This window comes from Pseudogemmatithrix spongiicola (assembly GCF_030623445.1).
Classification (GTDB): Bacteria; Gemmatimonadota; Gemmatimonadetes; order Gemmatimonadales; family Gemmatimonadaceae; genus Pseudogemmatithrix; species Pseudogemmatithrix spongiicola.
In genome coordinates this window covers 1,193,020-1,212,146 of the sequence record NZ_CP130613.1, presented here as the reverse complement: position 1 = coordinate 1,212,146, position 19,127 = coordinate 1,193,020, and the positions used below count along the sequence as shown (strand labels likewise).

17 protein-coding genes are annotated in these 19,127 nt (G+C 68.2%); 11 read left to right on the top strand and 6 right to left on the bottom strand.

Annotated features, from left to right (window positions below; all coding sequences use genetic code 11):
• The first annotated feature begins 15 nt into the window (after positions 1-15).
• The 6 genes from Strain318_RS05445 to Strain318_RS05420 all read left to right on the top strand — a co-directional run bounded on the left by Strain318_RS05445 (position 16) and on the right by Strain318_RS05420 (position 9,278).
• Positions 16-2,781: a valine--tRNA ligase gene (locus tag Strain318_RS05445; protein ID WP_367887505.1), complete on the top strand. Its 2,766-nt coding sequence runs from the start codon at positions 16-18 to the stop codon at positions 2,779-2,781.
• Positions 2,781-4,178 carry an Ig-like domain-containing protein gene (locus tag Strain318_RS05440; RefSeq protein ID WP_367887504.1) on the top strand — a complete coding sequence of 466 codons (1,398 nt, stop codon included), beginning with the start codon at positions 2,781-2,783 and terminating at the stop codon, positions 4,176-4,178. Before Strain318_RS05445 ends, Strain318_RS05440 begins: the two co-directional genes overlap by 1 nt.
• Positions 4,175-4,732, top strand: coding sequence for a D-glycero-alpha-D-manno-heptose-1,7-bisphosphate 7-phosphatase (locus Strain318_RS05435; protein WP_367887503.1), 558 nt, complete (start codon positions 4,175-4,177; stop codon positions 4,730-4,732). The genes Strain318_RS05440 and Strain318_RS05435 overlap by 4 nt, the downstream gene beginning before the upstream one ends.
• Positions 4,733-4,741: 9 nt before the next feature.
• Positions 4,742-5,389: a phosphoribosylglycinamide formyltransferase gene (gene purN, locus Strain318_RS05430; RefSeq protein ID WP_367887502.1), complete on the top strand. Its 648-nt coding sequence runs from the start codon at positions 4,742-4,744 to the stop codon at positions 5,387-5,389.
• Entirely contained in the window at positions 5,389-6,921 is a 1,533-nt protein-coding gene (gene purH, locus Strain318_RS05425) for a bifunctional phosphoribosylaminoimidazolecarboxamide formyltransferase/IMP cyclohydrolase (RefSeq protein ID WP_367887501.1), read from the top strand. Before purN ends, purH begins: the two co-directional genes overlap by 1 nt.
• 89 nt (positions 6,922-7,010) lie before the next feature.
• Positions 7,011-9,278 carry a glycosyltransferase family 117 protein gene (locus tag Strain318_RS05420; RefSeq protein WP_367887500.1) on the top strand — a complete coding sequence of 756 codons (2,268 nt, stop codon included), beginning with the start codon at positions 7,011-7,013 and terminating at the stop codon, positions 9,276-9,278.
• 4 nt (positions 9,279-9,282) lie between these two features.
• On the opposite strand, the gene Strain318_RS05415 is transcribed toward Strain318_RS05420, so the two are convergent.
• A complete protein-coding gene (locus Strain318_RS05415; protein WP_367887499.1) occupies positions 9,283-9,639 on the bottom strand; it encodes an Hpt domain-containing protein in 357 nt (118 codons plus the stop codon).
• A 612-nt stretch (positions 9,640-10,251) separates the two neighbouring features.
• Between Strain318_RS05415 and Strain318_RS05410 the strand changes: the two genes are divergently transcribed.
• A complete protein-coding gene (locus Strain318_RS05410; RefSeq protein WP_367887498.1) occupies positions 10,252-10,797 on the top strand; it encodes a M15 family metallopeptidase in 546 nt (181 codons plus the stop codon).
• A 189-nt stretch (positions 10,798-10,986) separates the two neighbouring features.
• Complete coding sequence (locus tag Strain318_RS05405) at positions 10,987-11,391, top strand: hypothetical protein (RefSeq protein ID WP_367887497.1); 405 nt, start codon at positions 10,987-10,989, stop codon at positions 11,389-11,391.
• 9 nt (positions 11,392-11,400) lie between these two features.
• Here the strand turns inward: Strain318_RS05405 and Strain318_RS05400 are convergent, their stop codons facing one another.
• From Strain318_RS05400 to Strain318_RS05385, 4 genes are all read right to left on the bottom strand, one after another.
• Entirely contained in the window at positions 11,401-12,516 is a 1,116-nt protein-coding gene (locus Strain318_RS05400; RefSeq protein WP_367887496.1) for an XRE family transcriptional regulator, read from the bottom strand.
• Entirely contained in the window at positions 12,506-13,165 is a 660-nt protein-coding gene (locus tag Strain318_RS05395; RefSeq protein ID WP_367887495.1) for a hypothetical protein, read from the bottom strand. Before Strain318_RS05395 ends, Strain318_RS05400 begins: the two co-directional genes overlap by 11 nt.
• A gap of 178 nt (positions 13,166-13,343) precedes the next feature.
• Entirely contained in the window at positions 13,344-14,006 is a 663-nt protein-coding gene (locus Strain318_RS05390) for a hypothetical protein (RefSeq protein WP_367887494.1), read from the bottom strand.
• Positions 14,003-14,236, bottom strand: a complete 234-nt coding sequence (locus Strain318_RS05385; RefSeq protein ID WP_367887493.1) for a hypothetical protein — start codon at positions 14,234-14,236, stop codon at positions 14,003-14,005. The genes Strain318_RS05390 and Strain318_RS05385 overlap by 4 nt, the downstream gene beginning before the upstream one ends.
• 565 nt (positions 14,237-14,801) lie before the next feature.
• On the opposite strand from Strain318_RS05385, the gene Strain318_RS05380 reads away from it, so the two are divergent.
• The 3 genes from Strain318_RS05380 to Strain318_RS05370 all read left to right on the top strand — a co-directional run bounded on the left by Strain318_RS05380 (position 14,802) and on the right by Strain318_RS05370 (position 17,759).
• On the top strand, positions 14,802-15,743 hold the full coding sequence (locus Strain318_RS05380; RefSeq protein WP_367885876.1) for an IS481 family transposase: 942 nt from the start codon (positions 14,802-14,804) through the stop codon (positions 15,741-15,743).
• Positions 15,744-15,897: 154 nt separating this feature from the next.
• Positions 15,898-16,086: a hypothetical protein gene (locus Strain318_RS05375; RefSeq protein ID WP_367887492.1), complete on the top strand. Its 189-nt coding sequence runs from the start codon at positions 15,898-15,900 to the stop codon at positions 16,084-16,086.
• A 530-nt stretch (positions 16,087-16,616) separates the two neighbouring features.
• Positions 16,617-17,759 carry an NHL repeat-containing protein gene (locus Strain318_RS05370; RefSeq protein WP_367887491.1) on the top strand — a complete coding sequence of 381 codons (1,143 nt, stop codon included), beginning with the start codon at positions 16,617-16,619 and terminating at the stop codon, positions 17,757-17,759.
• Positions 17,760-17,774: 15 nt separating this feature from the next.
• On the opposite strand, the gene Strain318_RS05365 is transcribed toward Strain318_RS05370, so the two are convergent.
• Positions 17,775-18,692, bottom strand: a complete 918-nt coding sequence (locus tag Strain318_RS05365) for a hypothetical protein (RefSeq protein ID WP_367887490.1) — start codon at positions 18,690-18,692, stop codon at positions 17,775-17,777.
• Between the last annotated feature and the right edge of the window lie 435 nt (positions 18,693-19,127).

Below are 19,127 nucleotides of genomic sequence, written 5' to 3'. Positions count from 1 at the left end.
GACTATCTTTTATAGATGCCCGAGACGCCCGACCAGTCTGCCGAGTTCCCGACCCACTTCGATTTCGCCGCCACCGAACCTGCGCTGAGCCGCGCCTGGGACGAGGCCGGCCTGTTCCGCGCCGACGCCGGCCGCACCACGCGCCTGGGCGGCGACCGCGATCCGTTCACCGTGCTCATCCCGCCGCCCAACGTGACGGCGGTGCTGCACGTGGGCCACGGGCTCAACAACACCGTGCAGGACGTGCTCATCCGCTGGCGCCGCATGGCCGGCGACGAGGCGCTCTGGCTCCCCGGCACCGACCACGCCGGCATCGCTACGCAGAACGTCGTGGAGAAGCTGCTCGCCAAGGACGGCAAGACGCGCTTCGACCTGGGACGCGACGCCTTCGTGAAGCGCACCGAGCAGTTCGTGGAGGAGACGGGCGGCATCATCCTGAAGCAGCTGCGCAACATCGGCGCCTCCGCCGACTTCTCGCGCACGGCGTACACGTTCGACCCCGACCGCTCGCGGGCCGTGCGCGAAGCCTTCGTGCGGCTGTACGAGCAGGGCCTGGTCTACCGCGGCCATCGCGTCATCCACTGGTGCCCGCGCTGCCTCACCTCCCTCTCCGATGAGGAAGCGGAGTTCCACGACTCCGAAGGCGCGCTGCACCACGTGCGCTACGCCTTCGCCGACGATCCGTCCAACGGCATCACGATCGCGACCACGCGGCCCGAGACCATACTCGCCGACGTGGCTATCGCCGTGCACCCCGACGACGAGCGCTACGCCGCCTTCGTGGGCAAGGATGTGCTCCTGCCCGTGACGGGCATCCGCATGCCGGTCATCGCCGACAGCTACGTCGAGAAGGACTTCGGCACCGGCGCGCTCAAGATCACGCCCGCCCACGACGCCAACGACTTCGAGGTCGGCAAGCGCCACGGGCTCGGCATGCCGGTGGTCATCGACATGCACGGCAAGATGGGCGAAGTCGCCGAGGCCCAGGGCCGCGTGCCGGCAGCGTACGCGGGCTTGGATCGCTTCGCCGCGCGCAAGGAGATCGTGAAGGCGCTGGAAGCCAGCGGGCATCTCGTGAAGATCGAAAAGCATGCCAACTCGATCCGCAAGTGCTACCGCTGCGAGACGGTCGTCGAGCCGCGGCTGAGCGATCAGTGGTTCGTGAAGATGGCCCCGCTCGCCGCACCCGCGCTGCAGGCGGTGAAGGATGGCACCATCCGCTTGCTCCCCGAGAAGTGGGAGAAGGTCTACATCAACTGGCTCGAGGGCATCCGCGACTGGAACATCTCGCGGCAGCTCTGGTGGGGGCACCGCGTGCCGGTGTTCACCTGCGCCAACGGCCACGCCGACGCGTACCGCGAGGACCCCACCGCGTGCCGCCAGTGCGGCGCCGCGATCGTCGCGCAGGACGAAGACGTGTTCGACACGTGGTTCTCGTCCTGGCTGTGGCCCATCAGCACGATGGGCTGGCCGAATGAGAACGCGAAGGACCTCAAGGCCTTCTTCCCCAGCGACGTGCTCGTCACCGCGCCGGAGATCCTGTTCTTCTGGGTCGCGCGCATGATCATGAGCGGCTACGCCTTCCAGGGAAAGCCGCCGTTCCACACCGTGTACCTGCACGGCACCGTGCGCGACATGCAGCATCGCAAGATGAGCAAGTCGCTGGGCAACGGCATCGATCCGCTCGACGTCGTGGACCGCTACGGCGCCGACGCGCTGCGCTGGACGCTCATCCAAGGCATGGGCCTTGGCGTGGACGTCATGCTCGACCCGAATGACCTCGACAAGTCCTTCGCGCCCGGCCGCAACTTCGCCACCAAGCTCTGGAACATCGGGCGCTTCCTGCTGCTGCAGGTGGGGGATGAACCCATCGGCCGCTTCGAGGACATCGACGCCTCGACCCTACGCCTCGAAGACCGCTGGATCCTCGGCCGCCTCGACGCCGCCATCGCCGAGGGCGACGCGGCGCTGGGCCCGGCGCGTCCCGCCGCGGACCACTGGCCGGAGCAGCAGCGCCAGCAGGGCATGCGCTTGGACGCCTACGCCGAGGCGGCGCGCCGCTTCGTGTGGAACGAGCTCGCCGACTGGTACGTGGAAGCCGTGAAGCCGCGGCTCGCCCAGCCCGGCGCGGACCGCGAGACCGCGCGCCGGGTACTGGTGCATGTGTTCGACCAAGGCCTGCGCCTCCTGCACCCGATCATGCCCTTCGTGACGGAAGCGCTCTGGCAGCGCCTGCCGTCGCGCACGCCGGGCGCGTTCATCGCCGTGGCGGCGTGGCCGAGCATGCGTGGCGCCGGTGCCGACGCCGGCGTGGCCTTCGACGCCGTGCGCGAAGCCATCGATGCCATCCGCGGCCTGCGCAGCGAGTACGGCGTGCAGCCGGGCGCGCCGATCAAGGCCTTCGTCGCGCGCGGCGGCGCGAGCGCCGAAGCCTTCGCGGCGCTCACGGACAGCGCCGTGCTGCTGCAGCGCCTCGCGCGCTGCGAGGTCTCCGCCGATGCCCCGCCCACCGGCGCCGCGGCACACGCCGTGCTCGCCAGCAAGCTTGAACTCACGTTGCCGCTCGCCGGCATGGTGGACCTCGGCAAGGAGCGTGCGCGCCTCAGCGGCGAGATCGAGAACCTCAGCAAGCAGTTGGAGGCACTCCGCGGCCGCCTGAGCAACGAGAAGTTCACGGCCAAGGCGCCGCCGGCGGTGGTCGAGGCTGAACGCGCAAAGGAGCGCGAGTGGGCGGATCGCGTCGCCCAGATGACGCAGAAGCTCGCGGAGCTGGGCGCCTGATGCGGCGTCGGCTGGCGCTGCTGGTCGCCGCCACCGTTGCCGCCGGCATCGGGGGCTGCGCCTCGCAGGGCATGCCGCCGGGCGGTCCGCCGGACGCTGAGCTGCCGGTGCTGCAGCGCATCCTGCCGGACTCGAATGCGGTGCGTGTGCGGGTACCGGCCGTCGTGCTGCAGTTCGACGAGGTCGTGAGCGAACGCAGCGCGCCGACCGCCGCGCCCGGAGGCGCGGCGGCAGGGGGGGCGGCTGGCGGCCTGGCTGGATTGCTCGTGCTGTCGCCTAGCGACGGCCGCGACGAAGTCGTGTGGCGCCGCGAGGCCCTCGAGCTGCGCCCGCGCGGCGGCTTCCGGCCCAACACGGCCTACCGCGTGACGCTCTTGCCGGGCCTCGCCGACCTGCGCGGCAACCGCATTACCGAACCGTTCAGCTTCGTGTTCTCCACCGGCGCGGCAATCCCGACCGGTGAAGTGTCCGGCGTACTCTTCGACTGGACCACGGGCCGACCGGCGGCGAACGCGCGCGTCGATCTCTTCCGGCAGGCCGATACGCTGTTCCGCTGGAGCGCGCGCACGGATTCATTGGGCCGCTTTCGCGTGCGCGAGCTGACGTCGGGGCTCTACGAGGTGCGCGCGTGGGTGGACGCCAACAACGACCGCAGGATCTCCTTCCGCGAGATCTCCGACGTCGCGCGCGTCGCGCTCTCGGATACGGCGACACTGGAACTGTATGCCTACGGCCGCGACACGCTCCCGCCGCGCCTCGAACAGGTGGAGTGGATCGACTCGACCGCCATCCGCATCCGGCTCGACCGCGGCATCGTCGCGGACTGGGATGGCCGGAGCGCCGAGCTCGTGGGCGCTGATTCCGCGGTGATCCCGCTTGGCGGCCCCTTCGTGCCCAGCGCGGTCTACGACTCACTCGCACGCATGCGCTCGGCCGCGCGCGACTCCACCGCGCGAGACTCCGTGGCCCGCGCCGCCGATTCCACCGCTGCCGCCGCCGACAGCGCGCCGACGCGCGGCGAGATCGCGGTGCCTGCGCCGCGCCCGCCCGACACCGTGCGCGTCGAGAACACCCGGCCCGAGCCGCGGGATACCGTCACGCGCGACTCCGTCGCCGCCGATTCGGTCGCCGCGGACAGCATCGTCCGCCCCGTCTTCAAGCGCGTCGTGCCGGTCACGCAGTGGACGGCTCCGCTGGCCGCACCGCTGGCGCCGGGCCTGTACCGCTTCCGCATTCGCGACGCCCGTGGCCTGAACGGCCGCAGCGTGAACACGGAGCGGGAGTTGCGCGTGCAGCCTCCGCCGCCGCCGCGTCCGAGCCCCGCGCGCGATCGCGCCCCCGCCGACAGCACCGCCCGCGACACCACCGCCCGCGGCGCGCCGCCGCGCCGCCCGTGACCGCGCTGCGCCCCGCCGCGTTCCTCGACCGCGACGGCACCTTGATCCACGATGCGCACTACCTGCGCGATCCGGCGCTCGTGCGGCTGCTGCCCAACATTGCGGCACCGCTCGCACGCCTGCGGCGTGCCGGCTATGCGTTGGTCGTGATCACGAACCAGTCGGGCATCGCGCGCGGCTTGCTGACGGAGCAGGACTACGCGGCCGTGCGCGACCGCCTCGATGCGCTGCTCGCGGAGGAAGGGGTCACGCTCGACGGCAGCTATCACTGCCCGCACGAACCCGCGCGCAGCGGCCCCTGTGAGTGCCGCAAGCCCGGCACCCTGCTGCATCGCCGCGCCGCGAGCGACCTCGCCCTCGACGTCAACCGCTCGCTGTTCATCGGCGATCGCTTTCGCGACGTCGCGCCAGCCCTCGCGCTCGGCGGCCGCGGCATTCTCGTGCCGGGCGTGGATACGCCGTCCGACGAGATCTCGCGTGCGGAGCGCGAGGCGACCGTCGCCCGATCACTGCACGACGCCGTCGCGCTCGTCCTCGACGCCGAGGCGAGCTAAGTTGCGCCCGTGACGACCCCACGCGCCCGCCTCGCCGTCCTTGCCTCGGGCAGCGGCAGCAACCTGCAGGCCATCCGCGACGACCTCGTCGCACGTGGCGCAGCGGCGAGCGCCGACCTGGCACTCGTGGTGTCCGACCGCCGCGCCGCGGGCGCGCTCGAGCGCGCCCGCGGGTGGACGATCCCGGCGGTCCACCTACCCAAGGACGAAGGCGCCACCCTCGATAGGCTACTGCGCGAGCACGCGATCACGCACATCGCGCTCGCCGGCTATCTCCAGCTCATCCCGCCCGACGTCGTACGCCGCTTCCACGGCCGCATGCTCAACGTGCACCCGGCGTTGCTGCCGGCGTTCGGCGGCCCCGGCATGTACGGCGCGCGCGTGCACGCGGCGGTGCTCGCCGCGGGCGCGCGCGTCAGCGGCCCGACCGTGCACTTCGTCTCTGAGCACTATGACGAAGGGGCCATCGTCGCGCAGTGGCCCGTGCCCGTGCGCAGCACCGACACGCCGGAGTCACTCGGCGCCCGCGTGCTCGCCGCCGAGCACAAGCTGTATCCCTGGAGCATCCATCTCTTGACCAGCGGATCCCTCACGCTTGGGCCCGACGGCCGCGTGCATGGCGTCCCGGATATCGACTTCGACCGCGAGTTGCCGTAATGCCTGTTGCCCTGCTTTCCGTCTCCGACAAGACTGGCCTCGTCGACTTCGCCCGTGGCCTCGTCGAGGGCGGCTATGCGCTGGTCTCCACCGGTGGCACCGCGAAGGCGCTGCGGGCCGCGCAGCTGCCCGTGCGCGACATCAGCGAGATCACGCACTTCCCCGAGATGCTCGATGGGCGCGTGAAGACGCTGCACCCCGTGGTGCACGGCGGACTGCTCGCGCGCCGCGACCTGCCGGAGCACATGGCGGCGATCGCCGAGCATGGGATCGCCCCGATCGACCTCGTCTGCGTGAATCTGTATCCGTTCCGCGAGACGGCGGCCAAGCCGGGCCTGGCGCCGGAGGAGGTGATCGAGCAGATCGACATCGGCGGCCCATCGATGCTGCGCTCGGCGGCGAAGAACTTCGCCAGCGTGACGGTCGTCGTGGATCCCGCCGACTACACGCGAGTCCTCGCGGCCATCGCGAACGGTGGCGACGCGCTGGAGCTGCGCCGCGACCTGGCCGAGAAGGTGTACGCGCATACGGCGAGCTACGACGCCGCGATCAGTGGCTGGTTCGCCTCGCAGCGCGGGGAGCGCTTCCCCGAGCGGCTCGCCTTGGGCTACGAGCGCGTGCAGACGCTGCGCTATGGCGAGAATCCGGGACAGGCCGCCGCGTTCTATTCGGAGGAGCGAGGCCGCGGCCTCGCGGCCCTCAAGCAGCACGGCGGCAAGGAGCTGAGCTTCAACAACCTGCTCGACCTCGAAGGCGCCATGCTCGCCATCGACCCGTTCGGCGAGGAAGTCGCCTGCGCCATCATCAAGCACACCACGCCCTGCGGGCTCGCGACGGGCAAGACGGCGCTCGAGGCCTACCAGAAGGCCTTGGCCTGCGATCCCGTCTCGGCCTTCGGGAGCGTCATCGCGTTCAGCGTTCCGGTGGATGAAGCGGCCGCGCAAGCGATTGCCTCGCTCTTCGTTGAGTGCCTGATCGCTCCGGCGTTCTCTGCGGAGGCGTTGCAGATCCTCGGGGCCAAGAAGAACCTGCGCGTGCTCGAGGGCGCCGCCCGCAGCACGGGCACCGCGCTCGACGTGAAGGGCGTGCGCGGCGGCATCCTCGTGCAGGAGCGGGCGCCGTCGGTGCTCGACGACCACAACTGGCGCCTCGTGACCAAGCGCGCGCCGACCAGCGCCGAGTCCAAGGACCTGCTGTTCGCCTGGCGGGCCGTCGCGAGCGTGAAGTCGAACGCCATCGTGCTCGCGCGCGACGGCGCGACCATCGGCATCGGCGCGGGTCAGATGAGCCGCGTGGACGCGGCGTTCCTCGCCGTGCACAAGGCCCGGGCCGCCAACCATGATCCCAACGGCGCCGCCCTCGGCAGCGATGCGTTCTTCCCCTTCCGCGACGGCGTGGACCAAGCGGCGCAGGCCGGGGTACGCGCCATCGTGCAGCCTGGGGGATCGGTGCGGGACGATGAGGTCATCGCCGCCGCCGATGAGCACGGCATCGCGATGGTGTTCACCGGGCAGCGAACGTTCCGGCACTAGATCGGTGACCAATGGCCAAGGGCGGCGGCCGCGAGGCTTCCGCCCTACGGCTCCAGCGCCCAGCTTTCGTTTTCCCCCAAGCCCGTCCCATGAGCTCCGACCTCGACTACCGCCCCAGCTACTTCGCCGCCGCCATCGCAGCGGGGCTGACGTTCCTGCTCTATCTCGTCACGCTCGCCCCCGAGACGGCGATGTGGGACACGAGCGAGTACATCGCGGCCGCGTACACGATGGGGCTGCCGCACCCGCCGGGGAATCCGTTCTTCGTCCTGATTGGCCGCGTGTTCAGCATCCTGCCGATCGCGCCGAACGTGGCGATGCGCATCAACCTGCTCGCGGCGCTCTCCTCGGCGGTCTCGGCAGGGATGTGGTTCCTCATCACCGAGCGCGTGCTCGTGGGCTGGTTCGAGAAGCGCTGGCAGCGCATCGCCGGCGGCGCGCTGGCCGTGCTGATCGGCGCGACGGCGTTCACGGTGTGGAGCAACTCGGTGGTCAACGAGAAGGTGTACACCGTCTCGCTGGTCGGCATGGCCATCAGTGCGTGGTTGATCGTGCGCTGGTGCGACGAGCCCGATGCCCCGGGGGCGAACAAGCTGCTCATCATGGTCGCGTACCTCTGCGGTCTGGGCTACGCGAACCACATGGCCGGCATGCTCGTGCTGCCGGCCGCCGGCATCGCGGTGCTGCTGCGCAAGCCGTCGATCATCACGAACTGGAAGCTGCTGGTGACCTGCGTCGCCGTCGGCATCCTCGGCGCGACGCCCTTCGCCACGCAGCCGATCCGCGCGGCGCATAATCCGCCGATCAACGAGGGCGACCCGACCGCCTGCCGCGACGGCCTCCGCCTCGACTGCACGCTCTCGAAGGGCACCTACGAAGCCTTCATGTACAACTTCAACCGCGGGCAGTACGCCAAGCCCCCGGTCACGGAGCGCATGGCGCCGTTCACGGCGCAGGTCGGCATGTGGTGGCTGTATTTCAAGTGGCAGTGGATCCGCGATGCGCAGGGTGAGCGTCCGGGCCTCCAGGGCAGCTTGGCCGCGATTTTCCTGCTGCTCGGCATCCTCGGCGGCTGGGTGCACTACCGGCGCGACCCTCGAAGCTTCGCGTTCTTCGGGCCGCTGATGCTCACGCTGACGATCGGCCTCATCTACTACCTGAACTTCAAGTACGGCGCCTCGCAGGCGCCGGAGCTTGGCGACATGGTCGATCGCGAAGTGCGCGACCGAGACTACTTCTATCTCTGGAGCTTCTCGGCGTGGTCCGTGTGGGCCGCGCTGGGCCTCGTGTACGTGTGGGAGAGCATTGCCGTCGTCATCGGCCGCGAGCGCGTGACGGTCGGCAAGGAGAGCTATGATCTCCCGACCTCGAAGGGTTGGGCGCTCGGGGCGCCGATCCTGCTCATCGCGTTCATTCCGCTCGTCGCCAACTGGACCAGTGCCTCCCGCGCCGGCCAGACGGACACCGCCGACGTCGCGATCGACATGCTGAACTCGGTGGAGCCCTACGGCATCCTCGTGACGGTCGGCGACAACGACACGTTCCCGCTCTGGTACGCGCAGGAAGTGCTCGGCATCCGCAAGGATGTGACGGTGGCCAACACGTCGCTGCTCAACACGGAGTGGTATACGCGCCAGATGATCCGGCGCGAGGTGTTCGACTACGACGCCGAGTCGGGCCCGGAGGCCTTCCGCGGCCAGCAGTGGACGAAGCCTGACGGTCCTGCGCTCAAGATGACGTACCAGGAGGCGGATGGCCTGCCGCTGTACCAAGAGATCCGCACCCCGCAGCGCTTCCAGAAGGGCGAGATCGTCGCCGACATCCAGCCGCAGGTGCTGCAGCGCGCGGACATCCTCGTGCTGCGCATGATCCTCGACAACGACACGCGCGCGATCCACTTCAGCCGCACGGCGGGCAACCTGCCGCAGCAGCTGGGCTTGGGCGACTACGTCGTCATGCAGGGCCACACGCGCAAGCTGCGGCCGCGTCGCATCCAGCCGACGGACGGCTTCGTGCAGGTCCCGGGCGAAGGCTGGGTGGACGTCCAGCGCTCGGTCGCGTTGTGGCGCGAGTTCAAGGCGCCGGCCTCACTGGCCAACCGCACGCCGTGGACCGACATGCCGTCGATCGGCATTCCAGGCCTCGTCGTAAACACCGGCATCATCACGGGTGAGGCGCTGCAGCGCAGCGGCAACGTCGTCGCGGCGGATTCGATCTTCCGCAGCGTGCGCGCGGTCGCCGAGACGATGGGCTTCCGCGAGTTGCTGGCGAGCCTGCCGGGGCCTGACACGCCGCGTCCGGGCAACGATGCCCAGCAGGCGATCCCGCTCCCGCCGACCGCGCCGCGGAACCCGTAAGGGCTCAGCCGGCCGCGAGCGCGTCCACCCAGGGACGCGCCGCGGCCAACTCGTCGTGCAGGGCGTCGAGTGAGGCGCTGACGCGGCCGCGGTCCTGCGCCAGCGCCGCGGCTTCCAAGCGCTCGCAGGCTTCGACGGCTTCGAGCACGCCGACCTGCCGCGCGCTGATGCGCAGCACGCGGGCACCCTCATGCAGTCCGTCGAAGGCGTCTGCGGCGGCGAGGCGATCCAGCCACGCGACCTGCGCCGCCGCGAAGTCGCTGAACGTGCCGTAGAGCTCGCGCACCAACTCGTCGCCGCCGGTGGCCCGGATGGCGTCCAGGGTCGGCTGGGAGGTGCGAGGCGGCGGTTGGGTGTCCATGGGGACCCGTGCGGTGGTTGGAAGCTGTTTGAGACCTATGCTACGGATTCCCGTTCGGTTCCGCTGTAACGGTTGGCGGCAGTATCTTCCGGCGCCCCCCGGAGGGTTGGCAGAATGGCTATTGCAGCGGTCTTGAGACTCTGCAGCGCCAGCCACGCCACCGCGCACCGATGCCGTAACTCCATGCGGCATCACGCCGAGTCCGGCGATGGTCAATGCCGCATCGCCCCGAATCGACGCCGAACCCTGCAGCATCGTCCCCGGATTCGTCCCCGGCGTAGTCCCCGGGGTCCCCAGTGGTGTTGCTCGTGGTCGCATCACGCCCCCCTCGCTTGCTGGAGTACACGCCCCACCGCGGCGCTCGCCGCGTGGGCATCCTTCTGCTTCGTGTAGCGCGCGGTCATGCGCGGGTCGCTGTGCCGCAGCAGCTGGCCGATCGCCCGGTCGCTCTCGCCCGCATCGCTGGCCCACTGCCCCGCGCAATGGCGGAGGTCGTGGATCCGCGAAGCTGCTCGCCCCGCACATCGGCACCGCGGTGAAGGGGATCCGCGCGCCGGCGATCCCGGACACGCCGGCGGACCGCGAGACGCTCGTGGACCGGAGCGACGACGGATGACCGCGCCAGCTGCCGCACGTGCCGCGGTCGCGGCGCCGCGCGTCTGGCGGCCGATTCCAGCCGACCGCTCGCTGACGCGGCTCGCGCCGGCCATGGCAGCCGCGATCGTGGCCGCGGAAGCCGCGTGCCGCGAGTCCGGGTTGCTGGTTTTGCGCTTCGAGACCTCCCGCTCGCGCGCGCGCCAGGAATGGTTGTACGCGCAGGGCCGCGAGGTGCGCCCGCCCGAACGCATCGTCACGAAGGCCTCGAGCGCCTTGCGCAGCTGGCACGGCTACGGCCTCGCCGTGGACTTCATCCACCCAAAGCTACATTGGGGGGCGCCCGAGCAGTGGTGGCAGGATGTCGCGGCGATCGTCACGCCCCACGGCCTCGCCTGGGGTGGCGACTGGCCGACGCTGCCGGACGTGCCGCACTACCAGTGGGCGCGCTGTTCGATCGCGCCGCGGGTGGCGGACCGCACGGACTACGCGCGCGGAGACCTCGCGGCCGTCTGGGCACGGTACGGCGCGGACATCGCGCCGGGAACGCAGGTGGCCGCATGAGCTGGCGGACGTGGGTCGGCCCGCTGCTCCAGGTCGCGGCCTCCGCGCTTGTTATCGTTTCGGTTATCGCCGGCGCGCGCTGGATCGTGCGCGCGACGGATCCGGACGACCGGGCCCGGCTGCAGGTCCTGAACGACTCGCTGCGCGTTGAGCTCGCGGAGAAGGATGCCCGGCTCGACTCGATGCGGCGTGCGGCCGCGGAAGCTGCGCCGCGCGATCGCGGAGGCACGGGCGGCGGTGCGGCGGGACAGCCTGGCGATGGCAGTCGCGCTCGAGGAGCTCGCGCGGCGCGCGGAGGAGCAGCTCCGGCTCGCGGCGATCGAGCGGCAGACGGCGGCGGCGCGGATCCGCGGGCTCGATCTCACGGTGACCTACGCGCCGGTGGTCCTCGGCACGGCGCGCGCGCTCGTCGACGTGCAGGACACGCAGCTCGCGCGCGGGCGCCGATGCTGGTGGCGCGTCGCGCTCACCGGCGTGTGCTACGCGGGTCCCGTCGCCAGAGGCGCGGCCGCCGGAGCGGTTGCGGCGGGACCCGCGGGGGCGGCCGCAGTTGCCGTCTTGGGAATGGTCGCAGGAGCAACGGCCTGCAGTTGAGAATCCTCGTCAGTGAAGGATGCTCAGCGCCGATCGCGCGTCGCTGTTTGAATTCTGCGGCGCAGTAGCGTTGCCCCCGGACAGTCCCGAGATCACGAGCTGAAACACGAGAGACTGCAGCTCTTCAACCGGCCATCCAAGCAGTCGGGCGACGTCAGCGCGTGTGCTGCCTTCCTTTCGCATCTCATCGAATATCTGAGGCCAGATCAGCGAGTGCTCACGAACAATGCCATTCGGCTCGTTGTCCCGATATCCGAGGCCTTGGAGCTGCATAAACGTTTCCCGATAGACCCAGTTGTTAATGATCTTGACGTCGTGGAGGCGCTTCACGAGAGCAGCGAGCGAAACTCCCCACCACTGCTTCACCTGCAGAAGCTCTGTGATGGAGACGGGTCCGGTTACGTGAGAACGTACGCTCGAGCTTGGCATGAGAAAAGACGACGCAAACTCCATCGCCTCGCGCTCCGCGTTCGGTCCGACGCCGCCGCCGTGGCGATGCAGCACTAGATGGCCGAGTTCGTGGGCCGCGTCGAATCGACACCTCTCCGCGGACTTGAGCGTGTTCAGGAAAATGAACGGCTCGCCGGCGCGCCAGAATGAGAATCCGTCGAGGGCGCGGTCATGCTCTACCAGCGAGAACACGCGCACGCCATGCGCCTCTAGCAGCTTGATGAGATTCGGGATCGGTCTGTCTCCCATACCCCAAGCAGCCCTCAAGGCGAGCGCAGCCGTCTCTGGATCCTTCTCAAGGCGCAAGTCGGGAACGTTAGGAGCAGGTAGGTCAAATCTCGACTTCGCCCACTCGAGCAGTTCCGACGCTAGCTCGCCTGCGGCGAGCGCCTTCTCTCTCTGGGGCGCAGTCATCTTGGATAGGGCGCGGAATGCCACACCATCTTCGCGGAGCTGAGGAATCGCGCCTCGGAAGAAGAACTCTCTCGGAAATCCGAGAGCGTTCTGAAGGCGAGCAAGAGCATCGTCAGACGGCTCGCGCTCACTCAGTTCGTATGCAGCCAACGTTCGGGGCTTTAGGCCCGCCAATACTGCGAGCTGGCTGCGCTTGAGGCCTCTCCGGCGCCTTGCAAGCAGCAGGCGTGCTGGTTCGAACGCCCGACTCTCAACCTGCACGGCGCTTTACCTGAACCTGGATGTCGGGAGCAGGCGTCGGTGCCGTCAGCTTCGAGAGAGCGCTGCCGCTACGGTACGTAGGCAGGATGATCCGACACTTCCAGCCGGTGATTCGACTGTCGGAGTCGGCCACCGTGGGAAGCGAAATCTCGTGGTAGACGAAGCCGCCGTGCTGGTGGATGAGATGGACCCAAAGGAGCGGTCCTTCACCCACCAAGCGCGGGCGCATCGCGAATGCGCTGAAGAGATCGCCTTGAAGCAGTTGAGAGTTGTCTCTCACCATCTGCATCGTACGTGGGCCTTTCTGGCTCTTCGTGCGAGGCCGGCGCCCAGGCACCACCTTTCCCGTCTCCTCGTCTCCAGTCTCGACAACAATCGCCATCTTCCCGTCTGGAGTTATGCAGGTCGGAAAGTTGTCCGTGGAGTCGCAGGTCCAGCGGCGCTCGGAGAGTTGAGTGCGTTCAGCACGCACCGTGTGGCCCCACAATAGGGACCCGGGGAACGATGGGGCGTCGAACTCAGATCGGTTCGCCCATTGCAGCCAGCCGCTTGCGACTGCGTTTAGGAACGGCTGGGAGTCAACCCCAAAGATCCGGAGCAACTGTTCGTCTGCGTCTTCTTCGCGATAAAGTTGTGCGATCTCCTGCATCTCATCCTCTCATGCGTCGCATGCCCGGAAGTGAACTCGTGTGGGCATAATTTTACCGCACGTGCGGTAAAAAATCAACTACACAACTATCGCCAAGAGATATTCGTAAGTCTAAGTCGTGAATTTGCTATGAGTTGTGCCTTCGGCATTTGTTTGGTTAAAGGCTGTTCCGGGTTTGTCAAAGCACAGGCCTCGAGAACTCGTAGCCGCAGTCTGGACATGAATTCTTTGGTTTGACTGAAACCGGGTGATTGCCAGCACCCTGCTCAACCCATCCGCAGTTGGGACAGACTCGAGGAACGACGCTCAGCCAGTTCCTTTTCTGCGACAGCGCGGCCGCCGAACGGGCGTTGCTCACGTGCCACGGCACCTGAACGTTGAACTCGATTGCTCGCGCTCTACTGGCAGCGTCGAGAGCTGCCTCACGCTCCTCGAGTTGCTTACGCCGTTGCTCAATCTGCCGCTGTCGGTCTTCGAGCTCTGTCCGCTGTGCAGCTTGGCTGCTGCTGGTCTCTTCGAGTCGCTTCGTGACCGTTGCCGCCTCCGCCTTGAGGCTGTCGAGCGCGGTGGCAACCGAAAGCCGCGCATCCTCCGACGCCTGCTCGACCATATTCCGGTACTCAGCGACCATCGCCTCGGCACGAGCGTGGAAGTCCTTGGTCTGTCGATACAACGCAAAGGCGGTGATAATCGCGAGTACCGCAAAGAGCACGCCCAGAAGGCCGACGACGACACCCGTCCAACTCGCTGACAAGCCAGCTGATAACACGCTGCGTTCTAACAGCACGATCTGCAGCGAGTCTCCAAGGCGCTGGAGCGCAACTGCGGTCGAATCTGTCACCGCACCTTCCGCGAGTAGCCCTTCTTCACGTACAGGTTGATGAAGCGATTGAGCCCATCGCCGCTCTGGGCCAGTCGCTTCATCGTCGCCAGCTGCGCCACGCCGGCGCTGACGTCCGTGTACTCGTACACGGAGCCATCCTTGAACTGCACGTGGATCCAGTGGGGCCCGAGCTCGTAGGCGAGAATCCCCGAGTCCCCGTCTCGATCGATGTAGCGGACCATCGCCATCAGCACCCTCGCTGTGAGGACCGTCGGTAGCCCGCGGCCTGGGCTTCCTCCTCGGTCCTGAAGTAGATCCGGTTCTGGGCGGCGAGTGAGTTCCCGCCGCTGCAGCCATTCCGGTAGTAGGTGGAGCCGCGCCGCGAGGCGACCCACGGGCCACTCGTCGCTGGCACCGACGCCCTGGCCTCGCCCTCAGTGCTCGCCGGCGGTGCCGCCGGCGCAGGACGTGAGGTCGACGGTGGCGTCGGGTTCGCCGGGGGCGTCCCGACCCTGCAGGTCCTGTTCTGCGCGATGCACGTGTTGCCGCAGGGCTTGCCCTTCACGCAGCGGCGCTGGGCCTCTAAGTCGCGCGCGGCGACGACGGAGAGGCCAAGGAGTAGGGCGACGCCGAGCGTGCGAGGAAACGCGAGAAGCATTGCTTAGCCTCGGGTAATCCGTCGCACCACAATGCGGCTACCCACGCACGCGCGCAAGCGAGTGGCCTAGGTGTCGGTTCTAAGGAGGTTGTTCACTGAGGCATAACTGAGGAAGCTGGAGGTGCGAGCCACCCAACCTTCAGCCAGAGGCCTCAGTGAACATCCACAACAATGCGCGATTGACCGCCTGGGGGCGAGCCGAGCTCGTTCGCCGGGTGGTCCTCGACGGCGAACCGGTGCGCGCCGTCGCCGCCGCCCTCCACATCAGCACGAGCACGGCGTACAAGTGGCTGCGGCGCTTCGCGGCCGGCGGCTGGGCTGCGCTGGCCGATCGCTCGTCGCGGCCGCGGCGCTCGCCGCGCGCGACGCAGCCCGCGCAGATCGAGCGAATCCTCCGGCTCCGGGCGAAGCGCCTGACGGGTCCCGAGATCGCGGAGCGACTCGGGCTCGCGGTCTCGACGGTCGGCCGGATCCTGACGCGCGCGGGCCAAGGCCGGCTGAAGGGGCCCGGCGCAACCGGCGGGCCGCGCTACGAGCGCGAGACGCCGGGCGAGCTCCTGCACGTCGACACGAAGGCGCTCGACCGCTTCGTCGCGGCGGGCCACCGCGCGCACGGCAACCGCTCGAAGGTCGGCCGCCGTCGGGGGCTCGGCCAGGACCACCTGCACGTCGCGGTCGACGACGCGACGCGCCTCGCGTACGCGGCGCTGCTGCCGACGCAGGACGCGGCGGCGTGCGCGCGCTTCCTCGACGCGGCGCACCGCTGGTTTGCACAGTTGGGCATACCGGTCCACGGCGTGATGACCGACAACGCGAAGGCCTACACCAGCCACGCTGTGCAGGCGATGCTCGCCGCGCACGGGATCCGGCACCTGCGCACCAAGCCCTACCGCCCGCAGACGAACGGCAAGGCGGAGCGCTTCATCCAGACCGCGCTCCGCCGCTGGGCCTACAAGAAGCCCTACCGCAGCTCCCGCCACCGCAACGCGGCGCTACCCGACTTCCTAGATTGCTACAACGTCGAACGGCCGCACCGGTCGCTCGGCCGCGTCCCCCCGCTGCTCCACTTCCTCATGCAGCGTGAACAACGTCCTTAGAACCGACACCTAGGCCGCCCGGTGACGCTCCGATGACGGTTGTCTGCGGTATTGACCTAGCACGATTTGACAGGTGCGGTTCCGCGTCCAATCGTGTCGCGTCGGCGGAGATTCGCTCGCGCCGACGAGAGTTTCATCTTCTCAGGAGGGTTACATGAAGAAGTCGCTCTACATGCTGTTCGCAGTCAGCCTGTTCTTGCCAGCGCCGGCGAGCAAGGCAGAGGCGCAGATCCCGTTGCCGCCTCCGAACGCCCTGCAGGTGATTCCGGGCGACTTTTGTGAGGGTTGCATTCTGAACGTCTGCAACTGCGTCATCAACTCACCCATCATCATCCAGATGTAGGCCGTGCCGCGACGAGGGTCGCCTAAGACCCTCGTCGCAAACGGCGCCCCTTATCCGTTATATGCAAGTGTTGTCCTTGTTCCCGACTCAGGTCACGCGGCTACTCCGCGCACTCGGTCCGCTTGGCTGTACCTGCGCCGTCGTTCTCGTTGCCGGATGCAGCAAAGGGTCGGACCTCCCCGCGTTCGCCGATCTCCACTTGCCTGAACCGGCGCCGCCGTCGCTGGTTGTTGTTGTCCTTGAACCGGGCACGTGCTTCGGTTGCGGGGCACCGCCGCCGCAGTTCGATGAACTCCGCGCTTGCGCCCCGGCAGCTATGGCATTCCGATGGAGACGGTTGCCGTCCGTCCGCGAGGAACGCGCGGCGGCTCCTATGCGCCTGCCAATCGACGGCGTGCTTCCGCGCCCATGGCCGCGCGAGACGCCGAGCGGCGTGCGGCTGCTGCTCTACGAGAACGGGGTCATTGCAGCATCGGACTCAGCCGCAGACCCTATCAGCACGTACTCCCTCATCAAGCGAGCCTATGAGAATGTCCGCTTCCGCTGTGTGGATTCCCTTGCGAGCCGCGACGCAATGTCTGCTGGCCGTCCTGTCAGCAGCGGCCTGTAGCCAGACAGACGTTGACCCCGAAACTGCGCGGCCGGTTGCGCGGGTCGCCGCGGTGGACACGCTGCTTGAGTCCGACACGATCTACGTTGCTCGAGTCTCACGAGCGTATATGGCACCGGATGGGCGGACGTTTGTTACCGACCAAGTGCAGCGTCGCGTGCTGGAGTTCGCATCTGACGGCGCGCTCCTTCGCGTGTTCGGGCGCAGCGGCGACGGTCCCGGCGAGTTCCGCGGGCCAACTGCAATGAGCGTGTGGGGCCGTGACTCGCTCGTGGTCACGGACCTGACGAACCGGCGCGTTTCGGTGTTCCGGCAATCTGACGGCCAGTTCCTCTGGCACGCGAACGGCCTCGGGTCTGTCTCGTCTCTGGGGCCGGTCGGGTCGAGGCTCATCGTGGCCTCGCTATCCCCCGATTCCTTCACCACGGTCGGCATTCTTGAGCCCGGCTCGCGCACACTACGGCCCGCGTTGCCGCTTCCGGATTCATTGCTTCGGCACCAGCTCGGCATCGCGTCCTTCCCTCGATCGGTCGTCGGCGTCTCCGCGACCCATGTCGTGACCGCAGTGCTGTGGAGTGACGTTGTCTCCGTGTTTGACTCGGCGCTTGCACCGCAATTCTCTTTCGTGGTGCCTCGTCGTACGCGCCGAGCCATCCCCGTGGATCTCGACGCGGCCCTGCGACCCGTGGCCAATACCTCTGGGCGCTCGACGCTGATGCCGGCGCTCATCTCCATCGAAGTGCTACGGAACGGTTGGCTAGCGTTCGTGCACAAGGAGTGGATCGCACCGCCTGGAGGGATTTCCGATCCGACGCGCGTTGCGATTGAGGCAACGATGCACGCCTACGTTACCGTGGTAGACCTTTCTGCGCGCCGTGCCTGCGCGGACATCGAGCTGCCAACTGACTGGAGCGAGAACCCGCAGTTCATCAGCGTCGGCGAAACCATCGCCGGCGTCGGCCACGTGGTCGGCGCATCCGCACGGCCGACGCTCGAGGTCCGCAAGTTCGAGCTGCAACTCGACGAATGCGACTGGGCGCCGCTACCAGTATCTGCGTCGTAGGGGGCGCCGGGAGTGCTATAGCTCGCCATCACGCGCACCTTGGGCGCCTTGCTGTGATGGCCTAGGTAACTTGTCGCCGGTGGGAGCGAGCAGCTGGTCGAGCGAGAGCGCCATCCCTTCGAAGCCCGGTAACTGGAGGATCGTATTCGCTGCGCGCTGTTGGCCGTGGTCGTTCGTCACGAGCAGCGCGTACTGCGACATGCCGAGATAGCACAGCTGCAGCAAGTCGGTGCGCTCGGTCGGCTTGCCGGCGTCGTATGCAATTGCATGCTCGAAGAGTCCGACGCCCTGGGCCGCGAGCTCGATGCGCAGCGGCGGCAGGCGCTGCTCCAGCGCGTCGGGTGCATCGCCGGCGAAACCGAGGAGCGTCCAGAGGTGCTGCCGCAGCTCGCCGTAGTTGCGCATCGATGGCCAGTCCGCGTTGAAGGCGGGGAGCAGGTCGATCGTCGGCCGCACGCCCCGCGCTCTCAGTCCCTGACGGATGCTTGCCTGGTGTTGCCGCAGGTGATCCCGGTAGGCGGCGTCGGCGCGCGCCGTCCACGCCTTGGCGCGCCGGGCTTCGGCTTCGAAGTCTTCGATAGCGTCTGCGCGCCGGAGCTCGAACAGCTCAGCCGACAGCGAGATCGTCGCCGATGTCACCTGCGTGATGGCGTCGCGCAGGAATGCGTCTGGTGCAGGCAGGACCCACTGGCTCCGCGCGACGCCGGTGAGGATCTCCAACAGCTCGCGACCGCGCACCGGGCCAGCGGCCAAGGCCTGCAGGACGTTGAGTTCGGTCAGCATCAACGTCATGCCGCGGTACTCGAGGCGCTCCCAGAGGCGGTCACGAATCTCCGCGCGCCGCAGCTGCCACAGCGCGCTGTTGTCGAGGAACGCGTAGCCGAGGGCGGGGCGCCGCGGCGCGCGGAGGTCCTCCTTCGAGTCAGCCTTCATCACTTCCTCCATCCGTGCTCATCCTCGCAACGTCGCAGCATGCTCGGCCGGGATCCGGTGGAGCGGCCGAACGCCATCCCAGCGTAGGCGGGTCGTGCCGACGGCGTCGCGCACAAGCGAATAGAGTGCGACGTCCCGCGGCCGCGACGTCAGCGGATAATGGAACCGGCGGACGCTCACCGGCGCCGTCTCGTGTTTCAACTCCTGGGGTGGGACCGGCGTCGGCATCCTCGTTCTCCTGCCTGGGTCCCCCAGCATGCTGCCGAGCGGTTCCGCCGCTGCAATCAATCTGTTGCCATGGCAACGAAGCCTCGCACTTAGGTTTCCGCGCACTTGGGGGGGGCCGCAAACCAGTGCATGAACATTGGTCGGTTATCCAAACCCTCAAGTCGTTGTATTACAACAGCTTATACGACTTGGGGTCGCCGACCCGTG